Here is an 18,136-nt window from a genome sequence, read left to right on the forward strand (position 1 = left end):
TAAGCATAGAAGTTGTATAAAGAGGTGAGCAAATGACGTATTCTCAGCGTATGTCAGGCGGAGCAAGCCTGTCCGATCTGTTGTACCTGGAACAGCAGATTGAGCAAATAAAAGAAGAGCGGAGTGCGGCTGTAGATCAACTGAAGCAATATGAACAAGAATGGAGACGTATTCAGTCTGGCGTGGGAGAAGGAAAAGAAGGCGCAGAGACTGGAGACGAACAGTCCATTTCAAAAAAGCTAAAGGATACGCAAACTCAAGTGAGTTCACTTACAAGACAACTGGATGAGTTAGAGGCCGCCCTTGATGAACTTGTAGATTAGGAATATTTAGATAAACGAAAATGACTTTACATGTTCTGGAAGACTATATAGAATGGTATGCACTGTACAATTGAATATGAAAGTGGAGAGTGAGCGTGAATCGAAATGCTTCGTCGTTTTTTTTCGTACTACCGACCGTATAAAAAATTGTTTCTCATCGATTTCGGCTGTGCTGTGTTTGCCGGTTTATTGGAACTGGCATTCCCGCTTGCCGTTAGCAAGTTCATTAATGAACTGCTGCCTGGTCAGGACTGGCCGCTTATTCTACTCGCGTGTATTGTGCTGTTGTCCATCTATGCACTTAATACCGTGTTAAACTACGTCGTTACATACTGGGGACATATGCTGGGAATTAACATTGAAACCAATATGCGTGAAAAAATGTTCGCCCACCTGCAGAAGCTTTCATTCCGGTTTTTTGATAATCGCAAAACAGGCCATCTGATCGGTCATCTCACGAATGATCTCAATGATATTGGTGAAGTAGCTCACCATGGGCCGGAGGATGTGTTCATCGCAGTGATGACGCTAATTGGATCATTCTGGCTGATGGCTAACATTAATCTGGAGCTGGCTTTGCTGACGTTTATTATCATTCCGATTATGGCGTGGGTTATTATTGTATTCGGTGGTCGCATGACCAAGACATATCGGCGATTGTTCGGCGATGTGGGTAACTTCAATGCGCGTATTGAAGATAACGTAGGTGGTATGCGTGTTGTGCAGTCATTTGCCAACGAGGAGCATGAGAAAAAGCTGTTTGCCGTAGATAACGCAAATTTCCGTCTAACCAAACTGCTTGCGTATAAAACGATGGCCAAAAGCATCTCAGTCAGTTATATGATGATGCGTCTGGTCACCGTATTTGTGATGATCAGCGGAGCATGGTTCTACATCGACGGCAGAATTAACATGGGGGATTTCATGGCTTTCCTGCTCTTGTCTAATATTTTCTTCCGACCAATCGAGAAGATTAATGCGGTGATTGAGAGCTATCCGAAGGGAATTGCTGGGTTCAAACGGTATCTTGAGATCATTGACACGGAACCTGAGATTGCAGATCGCAAAGATGCGGTTGAGTTACGTGAGGTGAAGGGGGACATCCGCTTCGAGAATGTCTCATTCGGCTATGAGTCAAGCCGTCGCATCCTAAATAACATTAGCTTGTCGATTCGTCCTGGCGAAACGGTTGCATTTGTTGGTCCTTCCGGAGCAGGTAAAACGACGATATGCAGCTTGCTGCCGCGGTTTTATGAAGTTGAGGAAGGGCGTATCACAGTTGATGGTGTCGATATTCGTGACATTAAGCTGCAATCACTGCGTAAACAGATCGGAATCGTGCAGCAGGATGTGTTCCTATTCTCGGGTACAATCAAGGAGAATATCGCCTACGGTGATCTAACAGCTACAGAGGATCAGATCTGGGAGGCAGCTCGTCGTGCCTCATTGGAGGAGCTGATTAAGAGCTTGCCGGAGGGAATGGATACCATCATTGGAGAACGTGGGGTTAAGCTATCTGGCGGGCAAAAACAACGGTTGTCCATTGCACGCATGTTCCTCAAAAATCCTCCGATTTTGATTCTGGATGAGGCCACTTCTGCGTTAGATACAGAAACGGAAGCGCTCATTCAGCAATCTCTTGCCGAATTGTCAGTCGGCAGAACAACGCTCGTCATTGCACACCGGCTGACCACAATTAAAAATGCAGATCGCATTATAGTTGTGAATACCGATGGTATAGCTGAACAAGGCAACCATGAAGAACTGGTTGCTGCTGGAGGCATCTACAGTCGCCTGCATCAAGTTCAACATAATCACTCCTAGGATTAGCAGGAACATCAAAATGCTCAATTAGTAAAGCCGCGCAATGCGCGGCTTTTTGCTATTCAATGAACGTATCGTTATAAACATCATATGGAAGAATAATGTTGACAGTGTCCACAATCCTCATTAATATAATGTTGACAATGTCCACTAAAAGGGAGGTTAACTTTAACTGATGAACTCTCAGCATATTCAACCGGAAGTTTTAGCAGACATGCGGCGCTTTAACCGTTTTTATACGAATATTCTCGGGGTGCTTGATAAACATATTCTCGGGACAGGGTATTCATTTGCCGAAGTACGAGTTGTGATCGAAATTGGAATGCGTGGTGAAAGTATTGCGAACAATCTGGTCGATACCCTTACCATTGATCGCAGTTATATGAGCCGGATCGTGAACAAGCTAACGAAGGAAGGACTGCTCAATAAGGTAGATTCCACGGAAGACAGCCGGGTTAGCCTGATTCGTCTGACGGATAAAGGACAGGAACTGTTTGCGGAACTGAATGATCGATCTGATCAACAGATTTTGAAATTAATGCAAAACTTGAGTGAAGAAGAAATTCAAGAGGTCTATGCCTCCATGATGAACATCCAAGAAAAGCTGACCAAGAAGGCAGGAGAGAGGGCACGATGATACGATTTGAATGTGATTATAACGAAGGTGCACACGAGCGGATATTGCAACGGTTGTTAGAGACCAATATGGAGCAAACCAGTGGTTATGGTACAGACACTCACTGTGAGCGTGCTCGTATGCTGATCCGGCAGGCCTGTGGGAACGAAGAGGCGGATGTACATTTTCTAGTGGGTGGTACGCAGACCAACACAACGGTGATTGCGTCCATTCTTCGACCACATCAAGGCGTCATCGCGGCGGTATCCGGTCATATTGCCGTTCATGAGACAGGGGCGATCGAGTCGACTGGGCATAAGGTGCTGACCGTACCGAGCCTGGATGGCAAAATTACCGCTGAGCAAGTGAAAGCTGTCTGTGATGCGCATGCCAAGGAATCGTCACCGGAGCATAGCGTTCAACCTGGCATGGTATACATATCTCAACCAACCGAGAATGGTACGATGTACAGCAAAGCTGAACTTGAGGCATTGTATGCGATAAGCCAAGCTTACGGTTTGCCATTTTTTATCGATGGAGCACGTCTTGGCTACGCTCTTGCATCCAAAGATTGTGATATGACGATGCGTGATCTTGCACGCATGTGTGATGTCTTTTACATTGGTGGAACCAAAATTGGCGCGCTGATGGGTGAGGCAGTTGTCATTTTGAATGATGCGCTGAAACGGGATTTCCGTTATATAATCAAGCAAAAAGGCGGCCTGTTAGCTAAGGGCAGATTGCTGGGTATCCAGTTTGAAACGTTGTTTGAAGATGGTTTGTATCTGGAGATTTCCCGTCATGCCGTGGATATGGCACTAAAAATCCATGACTCCCTTGAGCAGCATGGTGTGGAATTCCTCTATGATTCTCCGACTAATCAGCAGTTCCCGATTCTGCCGAATTCCTTGCTGGAACAGCTGCGTGAACACTATACGTTTACATTTTGGGAAAAGGTGGATGAGTCTCGTAGTGCCGTTCGCTTCTGTACCAGTTGGGCGACACGCAGTGAAAATGTGGACGCTCTGACTCGCGATATTGTAAGGATGATACAAGAGAACGTGGTTCAGGTAGAACCGTTTGCCGAATTACAAACAGCGGCGATGGTATAGAGGTTAAGACTATTTTATGATTATTTAAGTATGTGGCTGAGGTTGTAATTGTTTGATAGGGGTAATTATGCCGCGGATCAGTGAATAGAGGTGCGCTACAGATGAATGTCAATTTATTCTGTACAGCGCTTCTTTTTGTTTTCGGTTTAGGTTGCTCCCAGATGAGGTGCTGAAGATATGAAACATTCGATCAATGGAGAGAACATTGACATTTTTCTTACACTGATATAGGTTATTAGAGATACCTTATATCCTTAATGTGAAGGAGAGATGTTATACAACATGGAACAAGATTCCTTTTCAATGAATAAATCAGCCTTTTCACAACCCCATTCTTATAGCCAGAACGTGCATTCTTTACTTGGTACACCGCCCATACCGCTATTGTCCTTCCTTCAACCATCTCCAGGAGAGCGAATCCTGGATGTAGGATGCGGTAATGGTGTATTAACGGCACAGATTGCAGCAACCGGAGCTCTTACCACAGGCATTGATCTTTCAGAAGAGAGCATAGCTCAAGCCAAAGCCAAATATCCGGAACTGGATGTACAGATTGCAGATGCTGCTTGTTATCGGACACAGGAACGATATGACGCTATATTTTCTCATGCTGCATTACACTGGATGGCTGATGCTCCTGCTGTTGTGAAGACTATGCAATTAGCATTAAAGCAAGGAGGGCGTCTCGTCACGGAATTTGCGGGCAAAGGTAATACCAAAATCTTACTTGATGCGGTTCGGGAGGAGCTCGTTGTGCGAGGATACACATGGGAGGGACGTAATCCGTGGTATCATCCCAGTGTTGGAGAGTTTGCAGGTTTGTTGGAACAGCATGAATTCCAAGTGTTATTTATACAGCAGACGGATAGCCTTAGACCGTTGAAACAAGGGGTACGTAAGTGGCTCTGCAGCTTTGCACATCATCTGTTTCGGGATATTGAGGCTGATGAGCAGGAGAATATTATGGAAGTTGTCGAAAAGAAAGTAGAACCCCAGCTCTGCCTTGAAGGACAGTGGCACTTGGATATTTCCAGACTGCGAGTTGTTGCAATCAAAGTTTAATTAGCCTATAAGGAGGCTGACATGAAGATAGAGAAACCCAAACGGTTCGAACACTTGCTCGAATCGGAACCGATATATGCACTAGAATCAAAAGCAGAATACAAAGACAGGCTGTTTGAAAATGTTACGCTGGATCTGCAAGAAGTAAGAAAGGCATCGTTTGAACGAGTCGTATTCCGCCACGTTACTCTTCTGGAATCATCCCTTGAACATTGTGAATTCACAGATGTCAAGTTCGAGCACTGTGACTTTTCCAATGTGAATCTGCAAGATACGTTTATGCATCGAACGGAATGGAAGAACTGTAAATTGGTCGGTGCGGACTTTTCCGGGAGCCGATGGCAGAATGTAAGTGTTGTGCAGAGTATAGGTGACTATAGCAATTTCCGTTTTGCCCATCTCAAACAGGTCCAATACGCTGAATGTAGCTTGATTGGTGCAGACTTCGCCTATCTGAAATTACAGAAGATTGGATTCAACGCATGCAATCTGGATCAGGTCACGTTCACCGGAACAGCAATGAGGGGGTTGGATCTTAGTGATTGTGAATTCGATACTCTTAATCTTACACTAGAGGATCTGACCGGATGTGTGATTGCGCCGCATCAAGCTGCAACATTTGCCGGGTTAATGGGACTTATCATTAAATAACGTTCAAAAATGATATACAGAACTCATTTTTAATGTTATCCTTAACTGTTACGTGTGACATAAAGATTCGTTTTATGTAGAGAAGTGCGTAAATGAAGGAGATAACATGACATTTCAGGAATTAAACATCATCCCTCCGATTCTGGAAGGATTAAAAAAAGCTAATTACACGAAGCCGACTCCGATTCAGGAGCAGTCTATACCAGCAGTGCTTGCAGGCCGAGATTTACTCGGTTGTGCTCAGACCGGAACAGGGAAGACCGCTGCGTTTTCGGTACCCATTATTCAGTTGTTGAGTGAAGGGGGCCGAAGTAAACAAGGGACTTCAACACATCCAAAGGGCAAGTCCGTCCGTGCGATTCGCTCACTTATTTTGTCCCCTACTCGGGAGCTCGCCATTCAAATATCCGACAATATTAAAATGTATAGCAGATACACCGACATTCGCTCCGTTGCGATTGTGGGCGGCGTATCTCAACGAGTGCAGGAGCGTGCGTTGCAACAAGGAGCAGATATTATCATCGCTACGCCTGGGCGCTTAATGGATCTGGTGAATCAGAAGCAAATCGATCTGAGCCTCGTGGAGATTCTTGTTCTTGATGAAGCGGACCGTATGCTGGATATGGGATTTATCCACGATGTGAAACGGATCATTGCCAAGATGCCAAACAAAAAACAGACATTGTTCTTCTCAGCAACGATGCCACCAGAGATTGTGAAGATGGTGCAAACGTTGTTAGTGAACCCGGTTAAAGTGGAGATTACGCCGGTATCTTCAACGGTAGACCGCATTAAACAATCTGTATATTTGTTAGAACAAGGCAAGAAACAGAGTATGTTGAATGACATTTTGCAGGATAAGTCCATTGCTACTGCATTGGTGTTTACCCGTACGAAACGCGGAGCAGACCGGGTTACGCGAGACTTGGCCAAAATCAATGTGACGGCCCAGGCCATTCATGGCAACAAATCGCAGAACGAACGTCAGCGGGCGTTGAACAATTTTAAAAGCGGTGCTACTCGTGTTCTGGTTGCTACCGACATTGCGGCTAGAGGTATTGATGTGGAAGAATTGACGCATGTCATTAATTTCAATCTGCCAAATATTCCAGAGACATACGTTCACCGTATTGGACGGACAGGCCGAGCGGGGAAAAGTGGAATGGCAATCTCATTCTGTGAGAAAGATGAGCTTCCGTTCCTGAAAGACATTGAGAAAGTCATTAAGAAATCCATTCCAGAGGTCAAGGATCATCCGTATCCAATGACCCATGCTCCTGTATACACTCCAATGAATCAAACGAGCCAAAAGAAACGGACCAAACCGACGTCCAGAACTTCCGACAGTTCATCTGGATATAATCGCACGAATGCGAATAAACCAGCTAAATCCAAATCTAATCCAGCACGCAAGCCCAAGTCCGAATGGTTTGCTAAACGGGATAAAACGGCATCCCGAAGTGATTCGGAAGAACGTTCGACGAGTGGTTCACGTTTCTCACGAAGTGATCGACCTCAAGCTAAAGGTAAGCAGTCATCGGGGACTGCACGTAAAGCGGATCACAGCAACACAAATTATAAATTAAACAATCGATAAACCAAAATACTGCAAGCCTTCTCCGATGGATATACGGGGGAGGCTTTTTTTATAGATAAATAAGTCGCATTTACAGGCAAACATACATTCGATTAAAATGGAAGATATATGATTCAATTTTAAAGGGGGAGGTAGTGGGATGGAGACGGTGATCAATTATTGTCTTGCTAAAAAAGGAGCGGTTAAGGAATATCCATTCGGACCGGAGACGACCGTGATTAAGGTGGCGGACAAAATGTTTGCCCTTTTGTTTGAAGGAAATGGAGAGAACAGGCGTTTGAATCTGAAGTGTGACCCAATCATTGCGGAGAATCTGAAAGAGCAGCATGAGGCTGTCAAGCCAGGTTACCATATGAACAAGAAGCATTGGAATACCGTGATGCTGGATGACTCCTTATCCCATGAAGACCTTTATGCCATGATTGATCACTCCTATGACATGGTGGTGCAGAAGCTACCGAAAAGGATTCAGGAGACGCTAGTCGAATAGGGTAAAAGAAGCCTTTTGAGTAACCTCAGGTTGCCTCAGGTTGCGAGGTGTAGAACAAAGACGAAGGAGTGAATGGAATGGATCTACAGCAGCAGATTGCCATGGTTCAACAGATGCGTCAGCATAGCTCGGGAAATGATCAGAGCCTTCAACCAAGTCATACATATGATGTAAAAGTTAAAGAATTCATGATTCCTACTTCCGCTGGAGAAACACGGGTGCTGATCTACACGCCAGGTCAGGAAAACGCAGAACGTTCAACATTTCCTATTTTCTTCAACATGCATGGCGGAGGATTTGTATTAGGACAAGCCGATGGAGACGACGCCTGGTGTCGTTTAATTGCAGGTCGTGCTGGATGTATTGTTGTTAATATCGATTACAAGCTAGCCCCGGAACATAAATTCCCAACGGCCGTCTTGGAGTGTTACGACGTGGTGAAATGGGTGCATGCTAATGCAGCTCAGATCTCAGCAAATGCATCTTTACTTGCTATTGGTGGTCATAGTGCAGGAGGTAATTTGGCTGCAGCCGTATGTTTGCTCAATCGTGAGCGTGGAGATGAGTTCCCAATCTTACTTCAGATCATTGATTATGCTGTACTGGATCTGGCTACAGATCCGGGAGAGAAGCCTGATTTTCCGGAAGCCATTCCAGCAGATGTTGCAAGGACGTTTAATGCTATGTATCTAACGAAAACGGAGGATGCTGTTAACCCACTAGCTTCTCCTGTACTCGCGAATTCGTTTTCCCATCTGCCGGAAGCTCTGATTATAACTGCAGAGAGAGATTCTCTTGCCCAAGAAGCACGTAACTACGCATCGAAGCTGGAAGCAGGCGGTGTAAAGGTAACTCATAAAGAGTACGAGGGCGCTGTTCACGGTTTTACACATCATGGCGATATTCAGATGGCTGAAGATGCATGGTATCTGATGAGTGATACGTTGAGGGATGTATTTAGTCGAGCAGACGTTTGATATGGATTGATCATTTCATGGGATGAAATGGAATGCGTATGTTGAAGCCACCTTTAGGTGGCTTTTTTAGTATGGATAACAAGCAATATGCAGCGAGAGCGATTTTTTTTTCAATCTAAATTCATAAAGTACCGCAGAGGGGACTTCTGAGTCCACAGTCAACTTAATAAAATATACAACCGAGGAGCGAACATGGAGTAGCTATTATATGGACCAATATCAAAAAGGGATTACAACTTGTTCATTAGGGGTAAAAGGTGTTAATTACAGGTGATTAAAACCAAATTCAGGAGGTTACTATGAATCCAAACAACCCGAGTGATATTGCGATCCTTGGCATGGGAACTGCTCTCCCTGCACATCGAGTAGCTCAGCCCGAAATTGCAGGCCTGATTGCTGCTTCACTGCATGATCGACCGGATCTTGCCCGTTTTGCCAAACGTATTTTCAGATCCTGTGGTGTAGAGACAAGATATACCGTAGAACCGAGTTATCTTGGCCCATTGGAAGAATGTCGTTATATCCCTTCGGGTGAACAGTCTGATATCCCGACGACTAAGGAGAGAATGGATACATACCAGCGGGAAGCGCTGCCCCTGGCGATTCAAGCAGCCGAGGAAGCGATGCGCGACGCGCAGATCTCACCTGAGGCAATTACACACTTAATAACGGTCAGTTGTACCGGGCAGTATTTGCCAGGACTTGATGTACAGTTAATACAACATATGGGGCTATCTGCTCGTGTTAATCGCTTACCGCTCATTTTTCAAGGCTGCGCAGCTGGATTAAAAGCAATCCAGATGGCACGTGATGTCGTGCAAGGTGCTCCAAGCTCCCAAGTGTTGATCGTATGCGTGGAACTATGCACACTTCACTTCCAGCCTGTACAGGATCGGGAGGCGCTGTTTGCGGCATCGTTCTTTGGAGATGCAGCTTCTGCATCCATCGTGGGCATGCCTGAGATCGGGCATAGAGACTACTTGAGTCTGGGAACTGGATATTCAGTCCTGCTGCCGGATTCGACAGCGGATATGACGTGGAAAGTATCCGATTACGGCTATGATCTATATCTATCTCCCCGAATTCCGAAGCTGCTGGGGGTACATCTCGAAGAAGAGCTCGGTTTATTGTTGCATAATGAAGCGCCTCCTGAACTATGGGCGATACACCCTGGCGGTCGAGGCATTGTTGATTCTGTCCAGGAAGTCATGCACTTGAGACCAGAGCAAACGAAATACAGCAGGGATATTTTAAAAGATTATGGCAATCTGTCATCCAATACGATTTTGTTTGTGCTTCAGGCGATGCGTGAGGACATGAAAATACGAGAAGAGTTGTCTACGGAAGGTATAGCAATGGCTTTTGGTCCCGGACTTACGGCTGAATTAATGAAATTCACTTATGTCCCGGCTGTCACATCGTTGATGGAGGAGCAGGATCATGTCCTTCTTTAGAAGATTAGGCATTCGTGCCAAGGAAGATGAATTAATGGATGACTTCTCGATGGGTGGAGAAGAATTACGTGAAGCACTTCGGCACTTGCGAAGGTTAAATAAAATATTTGCTGCGCCTGGCCCGACTGTGTCTGGTGTAGAGAAGTTATGGAACTCCATGGGCAGCCCCGGTAGGCTGACCATTCTGGATGTTGGCGCCGGTTCGGGAGATGTGAATCAAAAGCTGTTGCAATGGGCGAAGAAACAAGGAATTGATATGCAAATTACGCTGGTCGATCTGACGGAAGAAGCTTGTGAAGAGGCCCGACAGCTATTCCAAGACGAACCGCGTGTTCGAGTACAATGTTCCGATCTAACCGCACTGCCCGATGCTGCGGCAGATATTGTGACAGGCTCACAGTTTATCCATCACTTCGAAGGAGATCAGCTTGTCGACATGGTTAACCATATGCTGCGGGCTTCCCGATATGGGGTAGTCATTAACGATATTCACCGTCACACCGTGTCTTACAAGGCGGTATGGATTACGACTAGACTCATTTCGCGTAACCGTTACATTCGTCATGATGGGCCGTTGTCTGTAGCGAAGGGATTCACAGATCAAGATTGGCTAGATCTCAAACAGCGATTGAACCACGACACGATGACCTATGAGTGGAGACCATTATTCCGCTATTCTGTGGTGATTCCTCAAAAGAGAGGTGTAATATCGTGACGAAACAAGTAGATGTAATCATCATCGGGGCAGGCATAGCGGGCTGTAGTAGTGCAATCGAACTGGCTCGGCAGGGACATCGCACGCTGTTACTGGATCGACAGCAGTTTCCGCGTCATAAAACATGCGGAGAGTTCATGTCACCTGAGACGAAGGAGATGCTAGAACATCTGAGCATTCATCTGCTAGAGATGGAGAAGATGCCTAGTAGTATGGATCATGCGAGAATTACGATGCCAGATGGGGGAAAGATTGAAGCACCTTTGCCTGGGTTCGCATACGGGATCAGTCGGTACGAGCTGGATCAACAGCTGCATCAGCAAGCGCGTGCAGTTGGAGCCGAAATTATGACGAAAGCGACCATTATATCTATCCAGCAGCTTGAGAGTCAGGATTATGAAGTTGAGGTCAAGCAGGGCAACGAGCGTACACGTTACCAAGCCAAAGCGGTCATCGGGGCGAACGGTAGTAAAAAGCTGCGAGGAACCAGCAGTGAGGAAGGTCTTCGAGATGAGACTATATATGTCGGTGTGAAATCTCATTACAAAGGTATCGACATACCGGCCAGGGTGGAGTTATATTTTTGCGATGGCGGATATGTTGGAATCTCCCCAATTGAGAATGAAACGGTTAATGTTGCGGCGCTACTAACTCTGGATTCCGTGCAGGGAAGCGGCAAATCGGTGACAGAAATTTTGCAGGCAGCAGCCATGAGCAACCCGAATCTTGCGGCCCGTATAGCAGAAGGAGAGGCTGTTGAGGGAACCCAAGTATCAGTTGCGCCGCTACAACTTTCAAATCTTCCAGAGCCTTGGTCTGACTATCCGCATATTGGAGACGCGATGATGGTGATTCCGCCCCTATGTGGAGACGGGATGAGCATTGCACTACGCTCTTCGATCCTCTGCGCGCGATGGACAGACGTTTACCTTAAGGGGGAGATAGACTATGCTACTTGGCAAAGTGAGTACACGCTCGAGGCTCATCGTGAATTTGCTCAGTTACTGCGAAGAGCGAGGACCATTCAAAATCTTGCTTTTGCCAAGACCAACCGTTTCTATCCGGCTCTGGCTCGAATGTTCCCCGGGTTAGCCAACTATGTTGTTAAGGCTACGAGACTGTCTGAAATGAGATAAAGCTGCCTGTGGCAGCTTTTTTGTTTTGTTTATGGCGGCATGGATATCAAGCTGGCTCCACTGAATATCTTGTTCCTGCATCATATTTTTAATCTAACATGTACATACTTTTAGAGAATTAAAATCTATTTTGAAATGAAAGGGTGCTCGGCTTGATTGATCATTTCATTATTTTAGTCCGAAGTATTTCTGCATTTTTATTGCTACTCATCATCACGAGAATACTTGGAAAACAAACCTTATCTAATATGAACTTTCATGAATTCGTAACGGCTGTAATTATGGGGGCAATCGCTGCGAATTTGGCATTTAATGAAAAAATGGAAGTGATACATCTCTTAATCTCACTTGTTGTTTTTACTGGAACTTCTTATTTGTTATCGAAATGGAATCTAAAAAGCAGAAAGGTGCGTCTGCTAGCGGAGGGTTCACCTACGGTATTAATAGAGGGTGGCAAAGTTCTAGAGGGGAATTTGAAGAAGAATAAAATGACCTTAGATTCACTTAACCAAGCACTTAGACAAAAGGATGTTTTTGATATTAATGAAGTAGAATACGCTTTGCTTGAGGTGAATGGTCAAATTTCAGTTATGAAGAAAAAGCCATTCCGAACGGTAACGATGCAAGATATCAGTAAAGAGGATCAACCAAAAGAGCGTTTGCCTATCGAAATGATTATGGATGGTCAGCTGTTGAAAGAAAATATACGTTTAAATCACGGTTCTGAGGATCAGTTATTGAAACAGCTCTCGTCTCATCGAAAGCAAGTTAGTGATGTGTTCTATGCCGTTCTAGGGAGCAATGGTAAGCTGTACATCGATTATTATACGGATCAACTGCAACATCCGATTGACGTAGAATAAAATCGTGCAAGAATATGAATACAATTTTCAATAGAAATATGTAAACATTGCAGTCGTCTCTTTGGCAAATCGAGAATTACTCGTATAATAGAATCTAATGTATCATTGGAGATAGAGTTCAGATAGATTAGATGCCGAGAGGATGTTATTGAAGATGAATTATACCTTTTCCAACCGGATTGCATCACTGCAGCCGTCGATCATTCGTGAAATACTGAAAGCTTCATCAGGTCAAAATGTAATCCCATTCTCCGCGGGCAATCCCGCGCCAGAAACATTCCCGATTGAAGCGATTCGTACCTTCACCCAATCCATTCTGGAGCAAGACCCGGTTACCGCACTGCAATATGGCATCACGGAAGGGTACCTACCCCTTCGCGAAGCGCTTCAGCAGCACCTTAAACAAAATTTTAATACAGGTAAGCCGTCCGACCAGCTCTTTATTGTGTCCGGAGCGCAACAAGGGATTGAGCTGGCTTGTAAAGTACTCTGTAATGAGGGAGATACAATTATCTGCGAAAGTCCAAGCTTTATCGGTTCCTTGAATTCCTTCCGGGCTTCGGGTGCGAAGCTTGCAGGAGTACCGATGGAGATGGACGGTATGAATATAGAGAAGCTTGAGCACGCGCTGCAAACCGAGCCGAACGTCAAAATGATCTATGTCATTCCGAGCTTCCAGAACCCAACCGGTGCTACGACCAGTTTGGAGAAACGCCAAGCGATCTATGCGTTGGCAAAAAAGTATGGAGTAATGATTCTGGAGGACAATCCTTATGGCGAACTTCGATTCAGTGGACAGGATGTGCCTACCATTAAATCCCTGGATGAAGATGGACTGGTTATCTATGTCGGTTCGTTTTCTAAAATTTTGTCTGCTGGTTTGCGTGTGGGATATGTACAGGCTCCCCATGAAGTCGTGGAGAAGATGGTTGTCGCTAAACAGGGGGAAGACGTACATACTGCGATGCTTCCGCAGATTCTGGCTCATCGCTTTATGACTGAATATGATTATGCGGGACATATCAATCACATTCGTGAGGTTTATCGAAGAAAGGCTACATTGATGATGGACAAGATGCAGGAACATCTGGGCGACACTGTGACCTATACTCGTCCTGATGGCGGATTATTCTTGTGGTGTGATCTGCCTGTTCACGTTCCGATGGTGGAGTATGCCAAGACGGCTGCTGCTCAAGGTGTAGCTGTGGTACCGGGGAATGCGTTCCTCGTGAATGAACAAGACCCTTGTAATGCGATTCGATTGAACTTCTCGACACCATCCGATGAGCAGATCACCAAAGGTGTGGAAATACTTGGACAAGTGTTAAGAAGCTCGTTCTCGTAACAATAGATAATAAATCAAATGTAAAGCCGCCCTATGGGCGGCTTTTTCTTATAATCCTATAACGTCTAAATCTATATCGTCTCCAGGTCTAATTATCAACCAGTGCACTCAGCTCTGCCCGAAGTACGTTCTGGCCCTTTTGATTATAGGTGCTGAGCAGCACGGTCACCGTACCGTTTCCCGTTCGACGCGGACGAAGCTCGGTGACTTCAGCGACGACGCGAAGCTCGTCCCCCGGGTAGACAGGTTTCATAAATTGAATATGATTGATACCTGTTCCAGCGATCATATGGTCACCATAGACGCCCACATCGATCCACAGTTTGAATGAAATATTCAATGTCTGCATTCCGGATGCGATTAGCCCTCCGAAACGTCCTTGTTTCGCTTTCTCCTCGTCGAGATGCATATACTGCGGATCGTATACTTCGGCAAACCGAATGATGTCGTCCCTTGTTAACACGGCTGACTTAGTTTCGTAACGTTGTCCTATTTTAAAATCGCTAAATCTCATATCCAACCACTCCGATTTCATTGAATTTCCTTAGCTTATATTAACATGTTTGATCCAATGTCTCTAACGGACGAGAAATACGGATTTGGATGTTTGCTTCCAGATTAGATAGAATATGAGAAAAGGAAGAATGCATACTGGCATAAGATATAGATACAAGAGGCAGGGCTGGGCTGTGTGGTAAATATGAGGAGGCGAATCATATGGGCGTACCTACTTTTCTGGAAACAGGTCATATGGCCGACGGTTTTCCGATCCGGTTAATCTATACAGGTGCACAGTTCGATTATGCTGCACATTGGCATGATGAGGTTGAACTTGTTGTTGTGAATGGACAGCATGCGCGGATCGGTGTCAATGAGCAGATGTTTGATCTACAGCAAGGGGATATGATTCTGATCAAGCCGGGGGATGTGCACTATTTCATGCCGGGGACCGAACGGTTGACGATTCTGCTGTTTCGGCTTGAATTGCTTACAGGGAGCTTCGCAAGTGAAGCTGAAATGCAGGAAATGGGGAGACTGTTCAATCAATCCATGATCATTCCATTCAGTAGTGTGAATAATCCAACACCTTACGTTGAGGCCATTGCTGCTGAGAAAAAAAACCAGAAACCCGGTTACCGCTGGCTCATGGTATCTCGGTTATATGATCTGATCGTTCTGCTACTGCGTACAGCACCTCCGGTTTCAGAGAAGGATGCCAAGCCAAGTTGGCCATGTGTATCTTCCAAAAAGTTCGAGTTTCTTGAATCGGTCTGTGAGTTTTTGGAAGACCATTATGCTGAATCGATCAAGCTGGAACAGGTAGCAGAGCACATGAAATTCAGCAAATTCCATATTTGCAAACTGTTTAAAGAGATCAAGGGGATCACATTGATGGAATATTTGAATCATTTTCGCATTATCAAGTCGGAGTGGGCGTTGCTCTTTCGTCAGGACTCAATTTTGGAGATTGCGATCAGCCATGGGTTCAACAATGTGAACTCGTATAATCGTCTTTTTAAGAAATATAATCAATGCACGCCGACTGAATTTCGCAAACGTCACCGCTCCGATATCACAAAATATCAAGGATGATTGACAATATATGAGGAGAAAGCTTCCGTTCAAATTCTTATACTCAAATAAATTGTAAGCGTTTCCTTTTTGGGGAGGGTACTTTATGAAGAGAGGATTTAGACGGATCGTTGTACCAATGATGGTGTTAGCAGGCTCCATATTATTGATGACGGGCTGCCAGACAGGTGCATCCAACCAAGGGAAGCAGCAAGAAATCACGGTCTGGAGTTTCACGGATGAGGCAGGTTATGCCATTGAGAAATTCGAAGAGAAGTATCCAGATATCAAAGTGAACTTCGTTAATATCCCGGGCAACTTTTACCTCACCAAGCTCAAATCAGCACTCCAGACCAGTTCGAAAGCACCCGATGTGTTCATGATTGAAAATGCGAACATAAGGGAACTCATTGATGTGCCATATTTGGAAAATCTATCACCTCCGCCGTATAACGCCGCCGAGCTAATCCAGGAGCAGTACCCTTTTGTGCAGGCGAATGAGAAGGATAGTGAGGGGAATGTCAGGGCCATCGGTTATCAAGGTACGCCTGGAGGCATCTATTATCGCCGTGATCTGGCGAAGGAATATCTGGGTACGGATGATCCGGAGAAAGTCAGTGCTCAGATCGATACATGGGAGAAAATTTTTGCAATCGGGGAAAAAGTACAAGAACAAAGTGGTAACAAGGTACATGCACTCGCTAACTGGAATGGCATATCCAACTCGTACGACGGAATTCCTTGGGTGAAGGATGGAAAACTTGTCATTGATCCCACCTACATGAAGGTGCTTGATCTGGTACGTGAGGCTCGAGAACGGCATGTGCTTGCCGAGTATGAAGATGGAAGTGCAGGTTATGCGGCCTCAATGCAAAAGGGGGAAGTGATGTTTTACCCCGCAGCGACTTGGGGGTTGCAGTTTACGTTCAAAGCGAACGCACCAGATACCGAAGGGTTATGGGGCCTCGCACATGGGCCATCCTCCTTCAGTTCAGGAGGAACCTATATTGCGATGTATAACAAGAGTGACCAGAAGGATGCCGCTTGGAAATTCATTGAATTTTACAACTTCGATCACGAGTTTCTGACCGGACTTGCCAAAGAGCAGGATTATTTCACGAGCAACATGGTTGTGAATGACCAGCTTGCCGACTCGCTGACGTCGGACTATCTGGGAGGGCAAAAACACTTTGAGTTCTTCTCGGAGGCTGCCAAGCAGGTACCGGTGTATGAACGAACCAAATATGATGGCATTATCAACAACGATATTTACAAAAACTTGCTACAGCTCTATCTGAATGGTGATATCCAGACCAAGGAAGATGTGGTAAAACGCATTAAACGTGACGTGCGTCTAAGGTTCCCGGAATTAGAAGTAGAGTAAGTTTACAACTCCAGAACCTATGAAGTTAACTAAGCGTTTACCAAATAACGGAGAGGACAGAAGAGCTTGTGTAACCTCGTTGTTTGCTTTAGGTCATATTGATGATTGGAGGACAGCACATGTTTGCCAAAACGATTCGCAAGGACCATTACGGGTACTACTTTATCGCACCATTTTTTATCGTGTTTGCCATCTTTGGACTGTATCCGATTCTGTACTCGCTGTACATCAGCTTCACCAATTTTGACGGAATCACAACACCTGAGTTTGTCGGGATCGGTAACTATGTTGCCGTGCTTCAGGACCCGCTTTTCTACAAAACGTTGTTCAATACACTCTTCATCTGGGGGGTGTCGGTTGTACCGCAACTGACGATATCCCTTGTCCTGGCTTTTATTTTGAACGACAAGCTGTTAAAAGGGCGGGATATTTTCCGTGCGGTCTACTTTTTCCCGAATATCGTCACAGCGGCTTCGCTCGGTTTGCTTGTCAGTCTGATCTTTGATTGGCAATCAGGTGGACTTAATCATTTTCTCGTGCAGACAGGGTTGATTCAAGATCCGATCAATTGGAAAAATGATCCCTGGTTTATGCGGCTAATTGTGTCGTCAATCCTCTTCTTTCAGTACTTTGGCTACTCCATGGTCATCTACCTGGCAGGTCTGCAAGGCATTGATCCGGCACTGCAAGAGGCAGCCCAGATCGACGGTGCCAAGAAAAAACACATCTTCATGCATATCATCGTGCCGATGCTTAAACCGATTATTCTATTCCAGGTCATTACGTCCATCATCGGTGGCATTCAGATTTTCGACCAGCCGTTTACACTGACTAACGGCAACGGTGGACCAGACCGTGCGGCCATGACCAGCATTATGTACCTGTATAATGTGGCGTTCCAGAGTACACGTTTTGGTTACGGAGCTGCGATTGCATTTTGTCTGTTCGTCATTATCATTCTGTTATCGGTTGCATCCTTCATCATGACCAAACGGAAGAGCCGTTCATAGGGAGG

Annotated in this window: 18 protein-coding genes; 17 read left to right on the forward strand and 1 reads right to left on the reverse strand. The window is 45.4% G+C overall.

From position 1 onward, the window contains the following. Positions 1-32 precede the first annotated feature (32 nt). From PQG66_RS05395 to PQG66_RS05460, 14 genes are all read left to right on the forward strand, one after another. The gene (locus PQG66_RS05395; RefSeq protein WP_272035896.1) at positions 33-323 is read left to right on the forward strand and encodes a hypothetical protein; all 291 of its coding nucleotides are present in this window, start codon (positions 33-35) and stop codon (positions 321-323) included. Between the two features lie 105 nt (positions 324-428). Then, entirely contained in the window at positions 429-2,147 is a 1,719-nt protein-coding gene (locus PQG66_RS05400) for an ABC transporter ATP-binding protein (protein WP_272035898.1), read from the forward strand. Positions 2,148-2,322: 175 nt separating this feature from the next. Next, on the forward strand, positions 2,323-2,784 hold the full coding sequence (locus PQG66_RS05405; RefSeq protein ID WP_272035901.1) for a MarR family winged helix-turn-helix transcriptional regulator: 462 nt from the start codon (positions 2,323-2,325) through the stop codon (positions 2,782-2,784). Beyond that, entirely contained in the window at positions 2,781-3,875 is a 1,095-nt protein-coding gene (locus PQG66_RS05410) for a threonine aldolase family protein (RefSeq protein ID WP_272035903.1), read from the forward strand. Before PQG66_RS05405 ends, PQG66_RS05410 begins: the two co-directional genes overlap by 4 nt. Before the next feature lie 303 nt (positions 3,876-4,178). Further along, positions 4,179-4,937, forward strand: coding sequence for a class I SAM-dependent methyltransferase (locus PQG66_RS05415; RefSeq protein ID WP_272035905.1), 759 nt, complete (start codon positions 4,179-4,181; stop codon positions 4,935-4,937). Positions 4,938-4,958: 21 nt separating this feature from the next. After that, positions 4,959-5,588 carry a pentapeptide repeat-containing protein gene (locus PQG66_RS05420; RefSeq protein ID WP_272035907.1) on the forward strand — a complete coding sequence of 210 codons (630 nt, stop codon included), beginning with the start codon at positions 4,959-4,961 and terminating at the stop codon, positions 5,586-5,588. A gap of 106 nt (positions 5,589-5,694) precedes the next feature. Then, the gene (locus PQG66_RS05425) at positions 5,695-7,185 is read left to right on the forward strand and encodes a DEAD/DEAH box helicase (RefSeq protein WP_272035909.1); all 1,491 of its coding nucleotides are present in this window, start codon (positions 5,695-5,697) and stop codon (positions 7,183-7,185) included. A gap of 139 nt (positions 7,186-7,324) precedes the next feature. Next, on the forward strand, positions 7,325-7,675 hold the full coding sequence (locus tag PQG66_RS05430; protein ID WP_272035911.1) for an MmcQ/YjbR family DNA-binding protein: 351 nt from the start codon (positions 7,325-7,327) through the stop codon (positions 7,673-7,675). A 77-nt stretch (positions 7,676-7,752) separates the two neighbouring features. Then, complete coding sequence (locus PQG66_RS05435) at positions 7,753-8,652, forward strand: alpha/beta hydrolase (protein ID WP_272035912.1); 900 nt, start codon at positions 7,753-7,755, stop codon at positions 8,650-8,652. Between the two features lie 299 nt (positions 8,653-8,951). Then, positions 8,952-10,106, forward strand: coding sequence for a type III polyketide synthase (locus PQG66_RS05440; RefSeq protein WP_272035914.1), 1,155 nt, complete (start codon positions 8,952-8,954; stop codon positions 10,104-10,106). After that, entirely contained in the window at positions 10,093-10,821 is a 729-nt protein-coding gene (locus PQG66_RS05445) for an SAM-dependent methyltransferase (protein WP_272035916.1), read from the forward strand. Before PQG66_RS05440 ends, PQG66_RS05445 begins: the two co-directional genes overlap by 14 nt. Further along, the gene (locus PQG66_RS05450) at positions 10,818-11,957 is read left to right on the forward strand and encodes an NAD(P)/FAD-dependent oxidoreductase (RefSeq protein ID WP_272035918.1); all 1,140 of its coding nucleotides are present in this window, start codon (positions 10,818-10,820) and stop codon (positions 11,955-11,957) included. Before PQG66_RS05445 ends, PQG66_RS05450 begins: the two co-directional genes overlap by 4 nt. 143 nt (positions 11,958-12,100) lie before the next feature. Continuing rightward, the gene (locus tag PQG66_RS05455; protein WP_334220755.1) at positions 12,101-12,820 is read left to right on the forward strand and encodes a DUF421 domain-containing protein; all 720 of its coding nucleotides are present in this window, start codon (positions 12,101-12,103) and stop codon (positions 12,818-12,820) included. Between the two features lie 154 nt (positions 12,821-12,974). Further along, positions 12,975-14,165: an aminotransferase-like domain-containing protein gene (locus PQG66_RS05460; RefSeq protein WP_272035922.1), complete on the forward strand. Its 1,191-nt coding sequence runs from the start codon at positions 12,975-12,977 to the stop codon at positions 14,163-14,165. An 88-nt stretch (positions 14,166-14,253) separates the two neighbouring features. Here the strand turns inward: PQG66_RS05460 and PQG66_RS05465 are convergent, their stop codons facing one another. Further along, positions 14,254-14,679, reverse strand: a complete 426-nt coding sequence (locus PQG66_RS05465; protein ID WP_272035924.1) for a MaoC family dehydratase — start codon at positions 14,677-14,679, stop codon at positions 14,254-14,256. Between the two features lie 203 nt (positions 14,680-14,882). Here PQG66_RS05465 and PQG66_RS05470 point away from each other — a divergent pair, with 203 nt between their 5' ends. The 3 genes from PQG66_RS05470 to PQG66_RS05480 all read left to right on the forward strand — a co-directional run bounded on the left by PQG66_RS05470 (position 14,883) and on the right by PQG66_RS05480 (position 18,131). Then, positions 14,883-15,758, forward strand: coding sequence for an AraC family transcriptional regulator (locus PQG66_RS05470; RefSeq protein ID WP_272035926.1), 876 nt, complete (start codon positions 14,883-14,885; stop codon positions 15,756-15,758). Between the two features lie 85 nt (positions 15,759-15,843). Beyond that, entirely contained in the window at positions 15,844-17,121 is a 1,278-nt protein-coding gene (locus tag PQG66_RS05475) for an ABC transporter substrate-binding protein (protein ID WP_272035928.1), read from the forward strand. A gap of 119 nt (positions 17,122-17,240) precedes the next feature. Then, on the forward strand, positions 17,241-18,131 hold the full coding sequence (locus PQG66_RS05480) for a carbohydrate ABC transporter permease (protein ID WP_272035931.1): 891 nt from the start codon (positions 17,241-17,243) through the stop codon (positions 18,129-18,131). Positions 18,132-18,136 lie beyond the last annotated feature (5 nt).

Origin of the sequence: Paenibacillus sp. JJ-100, from assembly GCF_948329825.1 — a bacterium.
Classification (GTDB): Bacteria; Bacillota; Bacilli; order Paenibacillales; family Paenibacillaceae; genus Paenibacillus.